Origin of the sequence: Neisseria yangbaofengii (genome assembly GCF_014898075.1) — a bacterium.
Lineage (GTDB): Bacteria > Pseudomonadota > Gammaproteobacteria > Burkholderiales > Neisseriaceae > Neisseria > Neisseria yangbaofengii.
Map to the genome: position 1 here is coordinate 1720228 of NZ_CP062976.1, position 18643 is coordinate 1738870.

The 18643-nt window shown below is 50.4% G+C and carries 15 protein-coding genes; 9 read left to right on the forward strand and 6 right to left on the reverse strand.

The features are described 5' to 3' along the window. The first annotated feature begins 168 nt into the window (after positions 1 to 168). Positions 169 to 2754, forward strand: a complete 2586-nt coding sequence (acnB, locus tag H4O27_RS08465; protein WP_165007358.1) for a bifunctional aconitate hydratase 2/2-methylisocitrate dehydratase — start codon at positions 169 to 171, stop codon at positions 2752 to 2754. A 180-nt stretch (positions 2755 to 2934) separates the two neighbouring features. On the opposite strand, the gene H4O27_RS08470 is transcribed toward acnB, so the two are convergent. Continuing rightward, on the reverse strand, positions 2935 to 3975 hold the full coding sequence (locus H4O27_RS08470; protein WP_165007360.1) for a zinc-dependent alcohol dehydrogenase family protein: 1041 nt from the start codon (positions 3973 to 3975) through the stop codon (positions 2935 to 2937). Positions 3976 to 4156: 181 nt separating this feature from the next. Here H4O27_RS08470 and mutY point away from each other — a divergent pair, with 181 nt between their 5' ends. Continuing rightward, positions 4157 to 5206 carry an A/G-specific adenine glycosylase gene (mutY, locus tag H4O27_RS08475; protein ID WP_165007363.1) on the forward strand — a complete coding sequence of 350 codons (1050 nt, stop codon included), beginning with the start codon at positions 4157 to 4159 and terminating at the stop codon, positions 5204 to 5206. 66 nt (positions 5207 to 5272) lie between these two features. Here mutY and H4O27_RS08480 read toward each other — a convergent pair whose 3' ends face one another. Beyond that, on the reverse strand, positions 5273 to 6019 hold the full coding sequence (locus H4O27_RS08480; RefSeq protein WP_165007366.1) for an amino acid ABC transporter permease: 747 nt from the start codon (positions 6017 to 6019) through the stop codon (positions 5273 to 5275). 375 nt (positions 6020 to 6394) lie between these two features. Between H4O27_RS08480 and trhP the strand changes: the two genes are divergently transcribed. Further along, positions 6395 to 7750, forward strand: a complete 1356-nt coding sequence (trhP, locus tag H4O27_RS08485; RefSeq protein ID WP_165007369.1) for a prephenate-dependent tRNA uridine(34) hydroxylase TrhP — start codon at positions 6395 to 6397, stop codon at positions 7748 to 7750. 88 nt (positions 7751 to 7838) lie between these two features. Here trhP and H4O27_RS08490 read toward each other — a convergent pair whose 3' ends face one another. Beyond that, a complete protein-coding gene (locus H4O27_RS08490) occupies positions 7839 to 8882 on the reverse strand; it encodes a right-handed parallel beta-helix repeat-containing protein (RefSeq protein ID WP_165007372.1) in 1044 nt (347 codons plus the stop codon). Positions 8883 to 9188: 306 nt separating this feature from the next. On the opposite strand from H4O27_RS08490, the gene H4O27_RS08495 reads away from it, so the two are divergent. The 3 genes from H4O27_RS08495 (at position 9189) to H4O27_RS08505 (ending at position 11634) form a co-directional block, all read left to right on the forward strand. After that, the gene (locus H4O27_RS08495) at positions 9189 to 9926 is read left to right on the forward strand and encodes a methionine ABC transporter ATP-binding protein (RefSeq protein ID WP_165007375.1); all 738 of its coding nucleotides are present in this window, start codon (positions 9189 to 9191) and stop codon (positions 9924 to 9926) included. A 1-nt stretch (position 9927) separates the two neighbouring features. Then, on the forward strand, positions 9928 to 10614 hold the full coding sequence (locus H4O27_RS08500) for a methionine ABC transporter permease (protein WP_165007378.1): 687 nt from the start codon (positions 9928 to 9930) through the stop codon (positions 10612 to 10614). A 93-nt stretch (positions 10615 to 10707) separates the two neighbouring features. After that, entirely contained in the window at positions 10708 to 11634 is a 927-nt protein-coding gene (locus tag H4O27_RS08505; protein ID WP_165007381.1) for a MetQ/NlpA family ABC transporter substrate-binding protein, read from the forward strand. A gap of 268 nt (positions 11635 to 11902) precedes the next feature. Here the strand turns inward: H4O27_RS08505 and speB are convergent, their stop codons facing one another. The 3 genes from speB to H4O27_RS08520 form a co-directional block, all read right to left on the reverse strand. Further along, complete coding sequence (gene speB / locus H4O27_RS08510; protein WP_165007384.1) at positions 11903 to 12829, reverse strand: agmatinase; 927 nt, start codon at positions 12827 to 12829, stop codon at positions 11903 to 11905. Between the two features lie 70 nt (positions 12830 to 12899). Continuing rightward, positions 12900 to 14792 carry a biosynthetic arginine decarboxylase gene (gene speA / locus H4O27_RS08515; RefSeq protein WP_165007387.1) on the reverse strand — a complete coding sequence of 631 codons (1893 nt, stop codon included), beginning with the start codon at positions 14790 to 14792 and terminating at the stop codon, positions 12900 to 12902. A 212-nt stretch (positions 14793 to 15004) separates the two neighbouring features. Beyond that, positions 15005 to 15469, reverse strand: coding sequence for a universal stress protein (locus H4O27_RS08520; protein WP_165007390.1), 465 nt, complete (start codon positions 15467 to 15469; stop codon positions 15005 to 15007). A gap of 187 nt (positions 15470 to 15656) precedes the next feature. Between H4O27_RS08520 and H4O27_RS08525 the strand changes: the two genes are divergently transcribed. The 3 genes from H4O27_RS08525 to pncB all read left to right on the forward strand — a co-directional run bounded on the left by H4O27_RS08525 (position 15657) and on the right by pncB (position 18590). Further along, positions 15657 to 16433: a tRNA threonylcarbamoyladenosine dehydratase gene (locus tag H4O27_RS08525; RefSeq protein ID WP_165007393.1), complete on the forward strand. Its 777-nt coding sequence runs from the start codon at positions 15657 to 15659 to the stop codon at positions 16431 to 16433. Then, complete coding sequence (locus H4O27_RS08530) at positions 16430 to 17290, forward strand: segregation and condensation protein A (protein ID WP_165007396.1); 861 nt, start codon at positions 16430 to 16432, stop codon at positions 17288 to 17290. The genes H4O27_RS08525 and H4O27_RS08530 overlap by 4 nt, the downstream gene beginning before the upstream one ends. Before the next feature lie 76 nt (positions 17291 to 17366). Next, complete coding sequence (pncB, locus tag H4O27_RS08535; RefSeq protein ID WP_165007399.1) at positions 17367 to 18590, forward strand: nicotinate phosphoribosyltransferase; 1224 nt, start codon at positions 17367 to 17369, stop codon at positions 18588 to 18590. Positions 18591 to 18643 lie beyond the last annotated feature (53 nt).

Sequence of the window (18643 nt, forward strand, 5' to 3'; positions counted from 1 at the left end):
TCAGACGGCCTAATTCTTTAATATGAGAAAAATCTTTATTACATCTTACAACAAGAGTATTTTCAATTCTTTAAAATTAGTCTATGATAATAAAGAAGGATTGTTCACAATCTTTAACGCAAACTTTTGCAATCCCTCAGAAGAAAAACACCATAAAGGAACGAAGAGATGTTAGAAGCCTATCGCAAAGCCGCTGCCGAGCGTGCCGCCCTTGGTATTCCTGCCCTCCCGCTTGATGCACAGCAAACTGCCGACTTGATCGAGCTGTTGAAAAACCCGCCTGAAGGCGAAGGTGAATTCTTGGTTGACCTGTTGGTTAACCGTGTTCCGCCTGGCGTGGATGATGCTGCGAAAGTGAAAGCCTCTTTCTTGGCCGCGGTGGCCGAAGGAAGTGCTTCCAGCCCGTTGATTTCTGCCGAATACGCCACCGAATTGCTCGGCACCATGCTCGGCGGTTACAACATTCATCCGTTAATCGAATTGCTAGACAATGACCGGTTGGCGCCTATCGCTGCCAAAGGTCTGAAACATACCTTGTTAATGTTCGATTCATTCCATGATGTTCAGGAAAAAGCCGACAAAGGCAATACACACGCTAAAGAAGTATTGCAATCATGGGCTGATGCCGAATGGTTTACTTCTCGCGAAGCTGTTCCTGAAAAAATTACCGTAACCGTGTTTAAGGTTGACGGCGAAACCAACACCGATGACTTGTCTCCTGCACCTGATGCATGGAGCCGCCCGGACATTCCTCTGCATGCCTTGGCTATGCTGAAAAACCCACGCGACGGTATCAACCCTGACAAACCGGGCGAAGTGGGTCCAATCAAATTATTGGAAGAATTGAAAGCCAAAGGCCATCCGGTTGCCTACGTCGGCGACGTGGTCGGCACCGGCTCTTCACGCAAATCTGCCACTAACTCGGTGATTTGGCATACCGGCGAAGACATTCCTTTCGTACCGAACAAACGCTTCGGCGGCGTATGCTTGGGCGGTAAAATTGCTCCGATTTTCTTCAATACCCAAGAAGACTCCGGTGCATTGCCAATCGAAGTAGACGTATCTGCCCTGAAAATGGGTGACGTTGTCGACATCTTGCCATACGAAGGCAAAATCGTGAAAAACGGCGAAACCGTTGCCGAATTTGCGCTGAAATCTCAAGTATTGCTGGACGAAGTGCAAGCCGGCGGCCGCATTAACCTGATTATCGGCCGTGGCTTGACTGCCAAAGCCCGTGAAGCATTGGGTCTGCCCGCTTCCGACAAATTCCGTCTGCCTCAAGCGCCTGCCGAAAGCAAGGCAGGCTTCTCGCTGGCACAAAAAATGGTCGGTCGTGCCTGCGGCCTGCCGGAAGGTCAAGGCGTACGCCCCGGCACTTACTGCGAACCCCGCATGACAACCGTCGGCTCTCAAGACACCACCGGCCCGATGACCCGTGATGAATTGAAAGACTTGGCATGTTTGGGCTTCTCCGCCGACATGGTAATGCAGTCATTCTGCCACACCGCCGCCTATCCGAAACCGGTGGACGTGAAAACCCATAAAGAACTGCCTGAATTTATTTCCACCCGCGGCGGCGTATCGCTGCGTCCGGGCGACGGCGTAATCCACTCATGGCTCAACCGCCTGCTGCTGCCTGATACCGTCGGCACCGGCGGCGACAGCCACACCCGTTTCCCGATCGGTATTTCCTTCCCTGCCGGTTCTGGTTTGGTAGCCTTTGCCGCCGCCACCGGCGTAATGCCTTTGGATATGCCGGAATCCGTGTTGGTACGCTTCAGCGGCAAACTGCAACCGGGCGTAACCCTGCGCGACTTGGTAAACGCCATTCCGCTTTACGCCATTAAACAAGGCTTGCTGACCGTTGCCAAAGCCGGTAAGAAAAACATCTTCTCCGGCCGTATTCTGGAAATCGAAGGCCTGCCTGATTTGAAAGTCGAACAGGCATTCGAGCTGACCGATGCTTCTGCCGAACGCTCTGCCGCCGGCTGTACCGTGAAGCTCAACAAAGAGCCGATTATCGAATACATGACTTCCAACATCGTGCTGATGAAAAACATGATTGCCGACGGTTATAAAGATGCCCGAACTTTGGAGCGCCGCATTAAAGCCATGGAGGCTTGGCTGGCTGATCCGCAATTGTTGGAAGGCGATGCCGATGCCGAATACGCAGCGGTTATCGAAATCAACATGGACGACATCAAAGAGCCAATCATCGCCTGCCCGAACGATCCGGACGACGTATGCTTCATGTCTGAAAAATCCGGCACCGTGATTGACGAAGTGTTTATCGGTTCATGTATGACCAACATCGGCCACTTCCGTGCCGCTTCCAAACTGCTGGAAGGCAAAACCGATACACCGGTTCGTCTGTGGATTGCACCACCAACCAAAATGGACGCGAAACAATTGTCTGACGAAGGCCACTACGGCGTATTGGGCCGTGCCGGCGCGCGTATGGAAATGCCGGGCTGCTCGCTGTGTATGGGTAACCAAGCACAAGTGCGCGAAGGTGCAACCGTAATGTCCACTTCTACCCGCAACTTCCCGAACCGCTTGGGTAAAAACACTAACGTGTTCTTGGGTTCGGCAGAATTGGCCGCGATTTGCTCGAAACTGGGCAAAATCCCAACCATCGAAGAATACCAAGCCAACATCGGTATCATCGATGAAAACGGTGACAAAATCTACCGCTACATGAACTTCAACGAAATCGACAGCTATAACGAAGTTGCCGAAAAAGTGAATGTATAATTTAGCGTAGGCTAAATCATTAAAGGCCGTCTGAAAGTATTTGCTTTCAGACGGCCTTTCAGCGTAATTGCCATTAATCAATCTGTAATAGTTACTTGGAGAGTAAAATCACAAAGCCGTCTGAAACCTATATTTCAGACGGCTTTTTTTATCAACGTCTATTAAATCACATTGTAATGATTAATCCGCAGTCAATACCACTTTCATGGCTTGGTTTTCAGACGCGTGTTTGAACACATCATACGCCTCTTCCAATTCGCTGAATTTAAAGCGGTGGGTAATCATCTTGGTGTAATCTACCGAGCTGGTCGAAATCGCTTTCATCAGCATTTCGGTTGTATTACTGTTCACCAAACCGGTGGTAATGGCAAGGTTTTTGATCCACAGTTTTTCCAGTTTGAAATCAACCGGCTGGCCGTGTACGCCCACCACCGCGATATGACCACCCGGCTTCACGATTTCTTGACACATATCCCAAGTGGCCGGAATACCGACTGCCTCAATCGCACAATCCACGCCGTCTTCGCCGACAATATCGAATACTTGTTTTTCCACATTGCCCGAGCTTGGATTAATTACATGGGTTGCACCCAATTCTTTCGCCATTTTCAAACGGTTTTCATCCATATCACACACAATCAATGCAGCAGGGCTGTAAAGCTGTGCAGTCAGCAAAGCCGACATACCCACAGGGCCGGCGCCGGCGATAAACACGGTATCGCCCGGCTTCACATCGCCATATTGCACGCCGATTTCATGCGCGGTCGGCAGCGCGTCGCTCAACAGCAAAGCTACCTCTTCATTTACCAAATCCGACAATGGAATCAAGCTGTTGTCGGCATAAGGCGTGCGCACGTATTCGGCTTGCGTACCGTCAATCATGTAGCCTAAAATCCAACCGCCGTTGCGGCAGTGTGAATAAAGTTGTTTTTTACAGTTATCGCAGGTACAACATTTGCTCACGCAAGAGATGATGACTTTGTCGCCTACCTTGATATTTTTTACAGCCGAACCCACTTCCTCTACAATAGCCACACCTTCGTGGCCGAGAATGCGACCGTCGGCTACTTCAGGGTTTTTACCTTTCCAAATGCCCAAGTCGGTACCGCAAATCGTGGTTTTAACGATTTTTACCACCGCATCGGTCGGATCGATAATTTCAGGGCGCGGTTTTTCTTCAAAACGGATATCATTCGCTCCGTGATACACCATAGCTTTCATAGTACAGCTCCTTTTATTGTTTGATGAAACGAAAAAAATGAAACTTCACATTACGGCATATCCTATTTATAGCCCTACTACTAATGAAAGTCAATTTCAGTTTTGTTGCATGTTATAATATAACATCTTGTTTTTAAACTATTTTTGATATAACGCAAACTCCTGATCCAAATCTGAAGCCATGCCCCAATCCCCTGCTTTTTCAAATCGCCTGATTGAATGGCAACGCCGACACGGCCGCCATCATCTGCCTTGGCAAGTCAAAAACCCTTATGCCGTTTGGCTGTCGGAAATCATGCTCCAGCAAACACAAGTCACCACCGTATTGGATTATTACCCGCGCTTTTTAAACCGCTTCCCCGATATTGAACGTTTGGCCAATGCTGCCGAAGATGAAGTTTTATCGCTTTGGGCAGGCTTGGGTTATTACAGCCGCGCGCGCAATTTGCACAAAGCCGCCAAGCAAGTAGTGGAACAATTTGGCGGTACATTTCCGCAAACCCGAATCGAATTGGAAACCCTGTGCGGCATCGGCCGCAGCACCGCCGCCGCCATTTCCGCCTTTGCCTTTAATCAACGCGAAACCATCTTAGACGGCAACGTCAAACGCGTGTTATGCCGCGTATATGCGCTTGACGGCAATCCACAAGATAAGAAATTTGAAAACCAACTTTGGCAGCTTGCCGAAAGTCTGTTGCCGTCTGAAAACAGCGATATGCCTGACTACACCCAAGGCTTGATGGATTTGGGCGCAACCGTGTGCAAACGCACCAAACCATTCTGCCACGAATGTCCGATGAGCGATATTTGCGAAGCCAAAAAACAAAACCGCATTGCCGAGTTGCCGCGCAAAAAAACGGCGGTTGAAGTACACACTCTGCCGCTGTATTGGCTGGTTGTGCGCAACCAGGACAATCAAATCCTGCTGCACAAACGCCCTGCGAAAGGCATTTGGGGCGGCCTGTATTGCGTGCCGTGCTTCGAAAACTTAGCAGATTTGTACCAATACATCCAAACCCTCAATCTGGGTTCAGACGGCCTCAATGAGCAAACCGCATTCACCCACCGCCTGACCCATCGCCTTTTGATGATTACCCCGTTTACCGCAGACGGAAGGCCGTCTGAAAACATTTCAGACGGCCTGTGGGTCGCGCAAGAAGATTTGGCTGATTACGGCCTACCCAAACCTTTATTGAATTATCTTAACCAAGCACAAAAAAGCTTGTTTTAATTTTTTTTGGTTCAAAAAAGGCCGCCTGAAACATTGAAGTTTCAGACGGCCTTTTCTATCATTTAATCAACGATGTACTACATTATAACGCTTTTCCAAACGCAGGAAGAACCAGCCCAAGCAAGTCGTCATCAACAAATAAATCAGCGCCACGGTATACAGCGGCTCTTCATACACTGAATAGCGGCCGGAAATCGTGTTTTGCACATAGGCCAACTCGGCCACCGCAATCGCCGACAACAGCGAGCTGTCTTTCAGCAAGGTAATGAATTCATTTGCCAAAGGCGGCAACATACGGCGCAAAGCCTGCGGCAAAATCACATATCGCATGGCTTGCGGATAAGTTAAACCCAACGAGCGCGCCGCTTCGATTTGGCCTTTGTCAATCGATTGAATACCCGCACGGAAAATCTCGGTGATGTATGCACCCGCGTTCGCCATCAACGCCAGCGTACCGGCAATCAGCGCACCATAACCGCGACGCAATTGCACCGCCTCATCGCCACTCACCAACCAACCGTCGGTCGGGTGAATCAACGCAACCACCCAAATGAAGTACCAAATAAAAATCTGTACAAACAAAGGCGTACCGCGAAACAGCGTCACATACACCAGCGACAACGTGCGCAACAGCCATGCTGCCGCTTTAAGCAACACGCCGCCTTTTTCAAAATGCACCAATCGCGCCAGCGCACCAATCAAACCCAATATCGTGCCGCCCAAAGTCGCCACCAAAGTCAAACCCAGCGTGGTCAACGCGCCATAAAAGAACATCCAGCGATATTCATAAATAATGTCAAAACGAAAATCCATATCCCGCTCTTATTCAGAAGTTTCCGCCACGCCTTAACTACATGGCGCTAAATCGTGGCAAATAAACCAGACATTTTACAAGAAAATACAAACTTTGAATGCTTTTTATCGCACAAATTTGATTTCAGACGGCCTTTTTACACTTACACAGGCTGTCTGAAACTACGGTTTCAATTTTTACCGCCCAAAACCATCTAATCATACAAGCCTTGTTTACTATGTAAAAACCAAGCAAAACAACGCTGAAGCCGCCGATGAAAATTGACCCCCCTAGCAAAAAAGCGGATAATCCGCCCATTCCGATTAATTTTATTTCAGACGGCCCAAGCGTATTTCAAGGCCGTCTGAAAACATTTATAAAACAAAGAACACAAGATGAAAGCACCTGAATTACTTCTCCCTGCCGGCGGTTTGGAACGCATGCGCGCCGCTTACGATTTCGGCGCTGATGCCGTGTATGCCGGTTCGCCGCGCTACTCGCTGCGCGCACGCAACAACGAGTTTGCCAAGCTCGATGTGTTGGCGCAGGGCATTAAAGAAGCGCACGAACGCAATAAAAAATTCTTCTTAACTGTCAATACCCTTCCGCACAATTCCAAGCTGAAAACCTTTGTTGCCGATATGGAGCCTTTAATCGCCATGCAGCCCGATGCGCTGATTATGGCCGACCCCGGCTTGATTATGACCGTACGCGAAAAATGGCCGGATATGCCGATTCACTTATCTGTACAGGCCAACACCACCAACTATTGGGGCGTGAAATTCTGGGAGAAAATCGGTGTTGAACGCATTATCCTGTCACGCGAATTAAGCATGGATGAAATCGCCGAAATCCGCCAAGAGTGCCCCGACATCGAATTGGAAGTATTTATTCACGGCGCATTGTGTATTGCCTACTCAGGCCGTTGTTTATTATCGGGTTATTTCAACCACCGTGACCCTAATCAAGGCACCTGCACCAACTCTTGCCGCTGGGATTACAAAGTACACAATGCAGAAACCGACGACATGGGCGATGCCAAGATGTTACAGGGCTTCAACTTTGAAAAAGCGCAGGAAGAAGCCAACCAAAACTTCGAAGGCATCAACGGCCAGCAGCGCCACCCTGCCGCCAACAAAGTATTCCTGATTGAAGAAAGCAACCGCCCGGGCGAATTCATGCCGATTATGGAAGACGAACACGGCACATACATCATGAATTCCAAAGACTTACGCGGCATCGAAGTGGTCGGCAAGCTCACCGAAATCGGCGTCGACAGCCTCAAAGTAGAAGGCCGCACCAAATCGCTGTATTACGTTGCCCGCGTGGCGCAAAGCTACCGCAAAGCGATTGATGATGCCGTCGCCGGCCGGCCGTTTGACTTAAGCCTGTTAAGCGAGCTCGAAGGCTTGGCCAACCGTGGTTACACCTCCGGCTTTTTAGAGCGCCACAAAACGCAAGATTATCAAAACTACCTCAACGGCCATTCCGTCGCCAAACAAAGCCAATACGTCGGCCATGTGACCGAAATCGACAACGAAGGCTGGGCAACCATTGAAGTGAAAAACCGCTTTGCCGTGGGCGATACCATCGAAATCATTCACCCTGCCGGCAACCAAACCATCACGCTTGAACAGATGACCCGCAAAGGCGAAGCCGTGGATGTCGCACCGGGCAACGGTATTCAGGTGAAAATCCCGAACATGCAAGGCAAAGAAAAAGCCTTAGTAGCACGGATTATTAATCCTTAAACGGATTAAAGAAAAGGCCGTCTGAAATATTCAGACGGCCTTTTCTTTAATTTAATCAAACAATAAACTATAGTAGATTCACTATAATTTATCTTACGGTACGGTTCTCACTAATCCGATTATGGCTGCCTTCGTCACGAATCATTCTAAGGGTGGGTAAACGGTAGATTTGGTTGTTTTCGACCACATTAAAATCGGCAAAGTCACGGTTATCCAAACTGCTGCCAAACGCATAGCCCGCATCCGCTTCGCAATAATTACGGTTACCATGGCGTGCGCCCAGCCATACTGCCGGCAACCGTCCTCCATATTTATTATAGTAGAACACATTTTGGCTTAGCGTATTGTAAGACGGCGTTTGATGGCGGATGGTGGCGCCTTCGCCGCAATTGCGGTAAAAATAGATTCCACCATGATTGAGCGCGGAAAAACGGTTATGGCTAAAAGTATTATGCGCCGAGCCGTCAACGGCAATCAATTCCCGCTTTGATGTTTTGGCATCAATGGTATTGCGGGTAAACGTATTGTAACCGCTTTCTGCGTCCAGATAGACGGCAACGCTCTTGCTATACCCTGTAATGCGGCTGTCGGCAACGGTCACATGATTCGCGCCCGGTGCCAAATACAAAGGAATACGGCCCTGTCCGACGATATTCATCCTTTCCAAACGGATACGGCTTGGTGCCGCTGCTTGCGCACGCTCCGTATGTCCTGATTCACGCGAAGACAGCCGGACTGCCTCTGCTTCTCCGTTTGCTCCCATTCCCATCACACGTACCGATCCTGCCACTTTACAGCCGCGAATGGTTAAGTTTTCCGGACGAAGCCATTGGTTTTGCCGCTTCTCCGAACGAATCACCATACTGTCTCCGCCCATAATATGGGTAGGCGAAACCATATTGCCATTGCAGTCAAACACCTGATTACTCGCTGCCTCACCGGTAAAATACAGACGTTTGCTGATGGCACGGTTTTTCGGCAACGTGGCCGAGCAAGCAACCTCTACGCTGTTTTGCTGAGCGGTTGCCTGTGCCAAAATCTCGTCTAATTGTGCCGGTGTGCAAGTCGTCGCCCATACCGAAAACGCAGCCATCGCTCCACCTAAGCCTGCTAAAATTTTGATAGATTTCATTTTTTATTGATTAATCATAAGAATAAAACACACAGCAGGCCGTCTGAAAAACCTGCCTGCCGACTTCAGACGGCTTTCTATCACAATATCCGGTATTTTTCAAAACAAACCCGACCACGCATTCAGACGGCCTTGATTCTTGACACTATTTCACATTTTCGCTACTATTTCCCATTCACACTTTTATGCCGATTTGACACAGCTTGCGGGCACAAACAGCTAAAGCGTTTGCAGACAACATTTTATTTCGACTGCAAAACCGGCCCGTTGTGTCAGACATCGGGCTTTGTTGTATTTGAGAACATTATGATTATTTTAGACAAGGTTTCCAAACGCTACCAAACGCGCGATAAATCGTGGTTTACGGCGGTGGAGCCGACCAGTTTGGAAATTAAAGCCGGTGAGATTTTCGGCCTGATGGGCTATTCCGGCGCGGGCAAATCGACGTTGTTGCGGCTGATTAATCTGCTGGAACGGCCGGATTCAGGCAGGGTTTTGGTCGGTAATCAGGATTTAATGGCACTTAACGGCGCGCAGTTGCGCCAAGCGCGGCAGAATATCGGCATGGTGTTTCAGCAGTTTAACCTGTTGAGCAACCGCACGGTGGCGGATAATGTGGCTTTTCCGTTGGAAATTGCCGGATGGCCGTCTGAAAAGATTCGTGCGCGCGTGGCGGAATGTTTGGAAATTGTCGGCTTGCAGGAGCGTACCGGTCATTTTCCTGCCCAGCTTTCGGGCGGACAAAAGCAGCGTGTCGGCATTGCCCGTGCGTTGGCACCTAATCCGCAAGTGATTTTAGCCGACGAGCCGACTTCTGCTCTCGACCCTGCCACAACTCGCAGCGTGTTGCAATGTCTGGAAGACATCAACAAACGCTTCAATGTGACTATCGTCATCGTGACCCACGAAATGAGCGTAATCCGCCGCTTGTGCGACCGCGCAGCCTTACTGGATAACGGCTGCCTGCTGGAAGTGGTGGAAGTGAACAACAATCAAATCCACGCCCAATCGGAAATCGGGCGCGAACTGATTCGGGAGGATTGAGATGGCGGATTTAACTTTTTCCAAAGCTCTCGCCACCATCAGCGGCATGAAAGGCGAAATTTACCAAGCTTTGGGCGAAACCTTTATCATGGTGGGCTTATCCACACTGTTTGCCGTTGTATTCGGCACCTTATTGGGCGTGTTGCTGTTTGTCAGCTCTAATCGGCAATTACACTACAACAAACCGCTGAATTTCATATTGGATAACTTGGTCAACTTAATGCGCGCGTTTCCGTTTGTGATTTTGATGATTGCGCTGATTCCGGTCACCCGCGCCATCATCGGCAGCACCATCGGCCCTTACGCCGCTTCGTTGGTATTGAGCGTATCCGGCCTGTTTTATTTTGCCCGTTTGGTTGAGCAAAACCTGCGCGAAGTGCCGCGCGGCGTGATTGAAGCGTCGATCAGCATGGGGGCGGCACCGCTCACCATCATCCGCAAAGTGCTGCTCAATGAAGCACGCGCCGGCATGGTTTCCAGCATTACCGTATTGGCCATCGGCCTGCTCTCTTACAGCGCGGCGGCCGGCATGATCGGCGGCGGCGGCTTGGGCGACTTGGCCATCCGCTACGGCTATTACCGCTACCAAACCGAAGTCATCATCTTCATCGTAGCGATTCTGGTGCTGATGGTGATTGCCATGCAGGGGCTGGGCAACTGGATTTCGCGCCGTCTCGACAAACGGTAGAAGGATCGTTTATATAGGCCGTCTGAAAAATCATTAAGCTTTTTTCAGACGGCATGTTATGATTTCTGCCACACACATTTAAGGAGTATTGTTATGAACGTAAACAGCGTATTGAAAACCTTCTCAGCCGCCGCTCTGGCCTTGGCTTTGGCCGCTTGCGGCGGTCAAAAACAGGAAGCCGCCCCGGCCGCTTCCGCCGCTTCACCGGCTGCCGGCAACACCGCCGCCAAGAAAGAAATCGTCTTCGGCACTACTGTCGGCGACTTCGGCGACATGGTAAAAGAACAAATCCAACCGGCTTTGGAAAAACAAGGCTACACCGTGAAATTAATCGAATTCACCGATTACGTGCGCCCTAACTTGGCTTTAGCCGAAGGTGAAATCGACATCAACGTCTTCCAACACAAACCATACTTGGAAGATTTCCGCAAAGAACACAAATTAGACATCACGGAAGCCTTCCAAGTGCCGACCGCGCCATTGGGCCTGTATCCGGGCAAATTGGCCTCATTGGATGATGTGAAAGAAGGCAGCAGCGTTTCCGCACCAAACGACCCGTCAAATTTCGCCCGCGCTTTGGTAATGTTGAACGAATTGGGCTGGGTGAAACTGAAAGACGGCATCAACCCATTGACCGCCTCTAAAAACGACATCGCCGAAAACCTGAAAAAAATCAAAATCGTCGAGCTGGAAGCCGCACAACTGCCCCGCAGCCGCGCCGATGTTGATTTTGCAGTGGTAAACGGCAACTATGCCATGAGCAGCGGCATGAAATTAACCGAAACCCTGTTCCAAGAGCCTAGCTTTGCCTATGTCAACTGGGCAGCCGTGAAAACCGCCGACAAAGACGCGCAATGGTTGAAAGACGTAGAAGCCGCCTACAATTCGGAAGAATTTAAATCTTACGCCAAACAACGCTTTGCCGGTTACAAATACCCTGCCGCATGGGATAGCCAAGCCGCTGACGAAGCCGCAGCCGCTACCGCTGAAGCCGCTTCGGAAGCGTCTGCCGCACAATAATTTTTTGATTAAGTATTAGCCGGCCATAATAAGGCCGTCTGAAAGTATAGTGGATTCACTATACAATCTTTCAGACGGCTTTTGTTTATTGAATCATATTTCTACCTAAATTGCAGGTTGAATCTCAATCCGACACTTTTCAATATTTCTGTTTTGTTGGGATTTACCCAACCTTCAACAAATAAAAACAAAATGCCGTCTGAAAAATACGTTTCAGACGGCATTTTTATTCAACCTGATTTATGGTTCAACCATCAAACCACGCCAATCAACCTTTTTTCGCACCTTGCAAATACAGCATTTCCAGTGCAATGGTTGCACCGGCCAAGGCGGTGATATCGGCTTGGTCGTAAGACGGGGCAACTTCGACCACGTCCATGCCGACAATGTTCAAATCAGTCAGGCCGCGCAGGATTTTCAGGGCACGGTCGGTGGTCAGGCCGCCGCACACAGGGGTGCCGGTGCCGGGTGCAAAAGCGGGGTCGATGCAGTCGATGTCGAAGGTCAGGTAAACCGGCATATCGCCGACGGTTTCTTTGATCTTTGCCACAGTGGTGCCGACGCTGTCATCATTGACTTGCGGTGCGCTCAAGACGGTAAACGGCAATGATTTGTCGTATTCGGTGCGGATACCGATTTGCACCGAGCGCGACGGGTCGATTAAGCCTTCTTTCGGCGCGGTGTGGAACATGGTGCCGTGGTCGAATTCACTGCCGTTGGCGTAGGTATCGGTATGGGCATCGAAATGCACCAAGGCAAGTTTGCCGAAATGTTTGGCGTGGGCGCGCAATAACGGCAGGGTCACGAAATGGTCGCCGCCCAAGCCCAAGCATTTTTTACCGGCTTGGAGCAATTGCAATGCGTGGGCTTCGAGTTTTTCGACAAAATCACGGCTGTCGCCGAAGGAATAAACCAAGTCGCCGCAATCAACAATGTTCAAGCGTTCGCGCACGTCGAATGTCCAAGGAAAGCGCTTGTGTTCCCACGTCAGGTTAACTGAGGCGCGGCGGATGGATTCGGGGCCGAAACGCGCGCCCGGGCGGCCGGATACGGCGATGTCGTAAGGAATGCCAGTGATTACCCACTCGGCATTGCTTTCGTAAGGGTTGAAATCAAGCGGCAGGCGCAGGAAGCCGAAATTGTTGGAAACCAGTGAATTGTCGGTTTTACCGGCAAGGGTGGTATAAGGGCTCATTCTGTGTCCTTTAATATGTAACAGTTTTGTTTTCAGACGGCCTTGATATCTTAATCAGGCCGTCTGGACATTATTCTTCTTCCAAATAAGTATAGCCGTTCAGCCCGATTTCCAGCTCTTTCAAAAACGCCATTGCTTGCGAAGCCGGCAAATCGGAATGTTCGATTTGTTCGCGGTAGCGGCGCATCAGCTCCTCGGGGTCTTGGTACACATATTCGAGCATATCGGCAACGGTGTTGCCTTCGTCGTAGTCGACCACTTCGAATTCGTTTTCACCGTGTACAATCACATCAATGGTGGCGGTGTCGCCGAACAAATTGTGCATATTGCCCAAAATTTCCTGATATGCGCCGACCATGAAAAAGCCCAACAGCGGCGGATTGTCGGCAGGATAATCGGGCATCGGCATGGTGGTGGCAATACCGTCGCCGTCGATGTAGTGATCGATGGTGCCGTCTGAATCGCAGGTAATGTCCAGCAGCACAGCGCGGCGGGCGACTTTTTCGTTCAGGCCGGTAAGCGGGCAAACGGGGAACAGTTGGTCAATGCCCCACACGTCGGGCAACGATTGGAACAGCGAAAAATTCACATACAGTTTATCGGCAAAACGCTCTTGCAATTCATCGATAATGGTGCGGTGAGAACGGTGTTTTTCGTTGAACAATTCGCCCACTTCGCGGCAGATATTCAGATAAAGCTGCTCTGCCCACGCACGTTGCTCGAGGCTCAGCAGACCGACGTTGTATTGATTGTGCACGTCCGACAAATCAAACTGGCTTTCGTGCACCCAGCTTCTGAGCGAACGCTTTTCGCGCGAATCGAAAATATCCGTCCACGTTTCCCACATGCTGTGCAACACGCGCGGGTCGTCTTCAAACGGCGCGCCCAATTCTTGCGGCGTGTAGCGTTCCGCCCCAATCACGTTCGCCACCAACACGGCATGATGCGCGGTAATGCCGCGGCCGCTTTCGGTGATGATGGTCGGGTGCGGCAGATTGTGTTCGCGACAGGCTTGGCCTATGCCCCACACCACCGTTTCCGCATATTCGGTCAGGCTGTAATTAACCGAGCAATCCGATTGCGTGCGGTTGCCCTCGTAATCCACACCCAAACCGCCGCCCACGTCGAAGCATTGAATATTCACGCCGAGTTTGTGCAATTCCACATAAAACCGTGCCGATTCGCGCACACCGGTGGCCACATCGCGGATATTGCCCAGTTGAGAACCGAGATGGAAATGCAAAAGTTGCAGGCACTCTAAGCGGTTGCTTTGTTTCAACACATCAACCAAATGCAGCACTTGCGAAGCCGACAAGCCGAATTTTGACTTATCGCCGCCCGAGGCCTGCCATTTGCCCGAACCTTGCGAAGCCAAACGCGCACGCACGCCCAAGCGCGGTTTCACGCCTAACTTTTCCGCTTCTTCCAGCACCATTTCGATTTCGGAAATTTTTTCAATTACCAAATAAACCTGATGACCGAGCTTCTCGCCCATCAAAACAAAGCGGATGTATTCGCGGTCTTTATAGCCGTTGCAGACAATCAGCGTCTGCGTGGTGCCGGCGTGTGCCAACACGGCCATCAGCTCCGCTTTCGAGCCCGCTTCCAAACCGTGCGGCTGCCGGCTGTGAATCAGCGTTTCAATCACGCGGCGGTGCTGGTTGACCTTAATCGGATACACCAGGCAATAATCGCCTTCATAGTCAAAGCCGTTTCTGGCCGTCTGAAACGCCTGATTAATCGATCGCAGGCGGTGTTGCAGAATTTGCGGAAAGCAAAACAAAATCGGCAGCCGCGCGCCCTGCTGTTTCTGCACCGATTCAGCCAGCTTCTGCAGCGACACGGTTTTCTCCGGCTCGGCCGGGTTCGGGCGTACAATCACCTCGCCCTTATCATCGGCATCATAATAATTAATGCCCCAATAACGGATATTGCAGACCTCGCTGATGGTCGGTGCAGCCATGTTCGCTTCCCTTCAAATAGAATGATTACGCTAAACCCAAAACGCGATTATAAAACCAATTGGCGACAAAATAAGGATTTTTTCGGCGTTTTAAAAATTATTCAGCGATATTTTGACAATAATTACCGGCAAATATTCACATTGTCCGAACCATGACAAAAGGCCGTCTGAAACGTTCAGACGGCCTGTGTCCAACTCAGCTTAAAAAAGCATTATTCTTCTTCGGCTTTGCTGCGAATCACCAACAATGGCAAGTGGCTTTGGCGCATCACGGTTTCGGCAAAGCTGCCCATCAGCAAATGCATGAGACCGGTACGGCCGTGCGTACCCAACACCAGCAAATCGGCACCGTTGGCATCGGCGTAATCCACCAATTCCTGCGCCATTTCGCGTGCGCCTTTGTTGGCCACCAGCAAGTGTTTCACGATATTGGTTACACCGTTCTCACGCACTGATTTTTCGGCAAATTCCAATACTTCGTTACCCTGCGCCACCGCAGCAGCTTCGTAGCTTTCGTGTTGCAAAAACTCAGGAGCCAAAGCCATGTATTCCGCCGGATTAGCCACATGCACCAAAGTCAAGCGGGATTCGTTAACGCCGGCCAAATCAGCCGCATGTCTCAACGCGTTCAAAGAGGTTTCACTACCATCAACGGCAACAACCAAATGCTTATACATCGTCATCTCCTTCCAATGCCTTTTTGCGGCACGATATTTTCAAGTGATGGGATTATAGACTGTTTTTTCAGCTTTACACAACAGCCTTCATGGTTCAAGTATAATACGTCTTTGGCTTTTTGCGATGAATTTTTGCTTCGCAACGCCGCCTTTTCATTTGTTTTTTTGATTTATCGCAAGGTTGACCATGTCCGAGATTGATTCCCTGTCGTTACGCCGTTTCGGCGGCATTGGCCGATTGTATGGCGATTCGGCATTACAACGCTTCCGTCAGGCGCATGTATGCGTAGTCGGCGTCGGCGGCGTCGGCTCATGGGCGGTAGAAGCATTGGCACGCAGCGGCATCGGCCGTTTAACTTTGATTGATTTGGATAATGTTGCCGAATCCAATGTCAACCGCCAGCTTCATGCGCTGACCGATGATTTCGGCAAGGCCAAAGTCAGCGCTTTGCACGAGCGCATTGTACAAATCAATCCGGCTTGCCGAGTAGTTGAAATCGAAGATTTTGTAACCGAAGAAAACCTGCCCGATTTGTTTTCGGACGGCTTTGATTTTGTAATTGATGCCATCGACCAAGTGCGCGTAAAAGCAGCGATGGCAGCTTATTTTGTGCAACACAGGCAGCCGTTTATCTTAAGCGGCGGCGCGGGCGGACAAAAAAATCCGGCCTTGATTCGGACTGCCGATTTAAGCAAAGCCACCCACGACCCTTTACTGGCCAATCTGCGCTACACCTTACGCAAACGCCACGGCTTCAGCCGCAACACTGCCGACAAAATGAGTGTACCGTGTGTGTATTCCACCGAGAACATTATCCCGCCGCAATCAGGCGAAGCCTGTGCGACAGATGCTGCGCCGCAAGGTTTATCGTGCGCCGGTTATGGTGCGAGTATGCTGGTAACCGCCGGTTTCGGCCTGTATTGTGCGCAAGCGGCGATTGACCATATTGCGGGTGGCAAATGAATACTGCCGAGATGACGAGGCCGTCTGAAAGCGCAGTGGCGTATGTGTTCGGCCAACCCGTCACCGACATCCCACAGGATTTGTTTATCCCGCCCGATGCGCTGGAAGTGGTGTTGTCGGGCTTTCAAGGACCGCTGGATTTGCTGCTGTATTTAATCCGCAAGCAGAATATTGATGTACTCGATATTCCGATGGTGAAAATCACCGAGCAATATCTGCACTATATTGCACAAATAGAAGCCTATCAATTTGATTTGGCAGCGGAATATTTATTGATGGCAGCTATGCTGATTGAAATCAAATCACGCCTGCTGCTGCCACGCCCCGAAGAAATCGAGGACGAAGAAGCCGACCCGCGCGCCGAATTGGTACGCCGCCTGCTGGCTTACGAACAAATGAAGCTGGCCGCACAAGGTTTGGATGCCCTGCCCCGCGCCGGCCGCGATTTCGCATGGGTGTACCTGCCTTTGGAAATTGCTGCCGAAACGAAGCTGCCTGATGTCGCCGTAGCCGATTTAACGCAGGCTTGGCTTGGCATTTTATCGCGTGCCAAACACACGCGCAGCCATGAAGTGGTACGCGAAGCCATTTCCGTGCGCGCGCAGATGACGATGATTTTACGCCGTCTGAACGAGTACGGTTTCAGCCGTTTTTCCACTTTATTCAAGCCGGAACAAGGCGCGGCTTATGTGGTGGTAAATTTCATCGCGCTGCTGGAATTGGCCAAAGAAGGCTTGGTGCGCATTGTACAGGAAAGTGGTTTCGGCGAAATCGAAATCCACTTAAAACAGGCCGAAACCGAGCAAATCGAGTTGCCCGAACCGCTTTCAGACGGCCTCAATGCCCAAAATCCATAAAAGTTTGTAAACTTCCAGTCATCTTGGCCGCCAAACGTGTTTTAATACTTTATCGCCCGTAAATGAGAACATCTTTATGACCTCACACGACCCCATCATCAAATCGCTGCTCGACACCGATTTATACAAATTCACCATGCTGCAGGTGATTTTGCACCAATTCCCGCAAACTCACAGCCTGTATGAATTCCGTTGCCGCAACAAAGAAATGGTTTACCCGCTGGCCGACATTCAAGAAGAATTCGAACGCGAATTGGATGCCCTTTGCCAACTGCGCTTTACCGACGACGAATTGGATTACCTGCGCCGCCTGCGCTTTATCAAAAGCGACTTTGTCGATTACCTCGAGCTTTTCCAACTGAAACGCCGATTTGTCAAAGTGCGTTCCGACGCACAGGGCCGTCTGCACATCCGTATTGAAGGCCCGATGATTCAGGCAATGTTCTTTGAAATCTTCATCTTGGCGATTGTGAACGAACTTTTCTTCCGCCGTTTGGAAACGCCGGAAATATTGGCCGAAGGCGAACGCCGTTTGCAAGCCAAAGTTGATTGCCTGAAAACCATTGCCGCCCGGCAAGACCCTTCCGACCCGCCGTTTTTGATTTCTGATTTTGGTACCCGCCGCCGCTATAATCTGGCCTGGCAGGAACACGTTGTGCGCACCTTAAACGATGCCGCACCGCACATTGTACGCGGCACCAGCAACGTTTACTTGGCGAAAAAACTCAACATCACACCCATCGGCACCATGGCGCACGAATTCCTGCAAGCCTTCCAAGCCTTGGACGTGCGCCTGCGCAATTCGCAAAAAGCCGCCCTTGAAGCATGGGTACACGAATACCGAGGCGACTTAGGCATTGCACTCACCGATGTGGTCGGCATGGATGCCTTCCTGCGCGATTTCGACCTTTACTTTGCCAAACTGTTTGACGGCCTGCGCCACGACAGCGGCGATCCGTATGCGTGGGGCGACAAAGCCTATGCGCACTATAAAAAGCTCAAAATCGACAGCCATACCAAAATGCTGACCTTTTCAGACGGCCTCGACATCGAAAAATCTTGGGCATTGCACCAATATTTCAAAGACCGTTTCAAAACCAGCTTCGGCATCGGTACCAACCTCACCAACGACATGGGGCATACGCCGCTCAATATCGTGTTGAAGCTGGTGGAGTGCAACGGCCAATCCGTTGCCAAGCTTTCCGACTCACCGGGTAAGACCATGACCACCAACGACACCTTCCTTGCCTATCTGCGTCAGGTATTTGAAATCCCCGAGCCTGAAGCGGATCAGAAATAAAATAAAAGGCCGTCTGAAAGATTAATTTTCAGACGGCCTTTTATCATTTAATC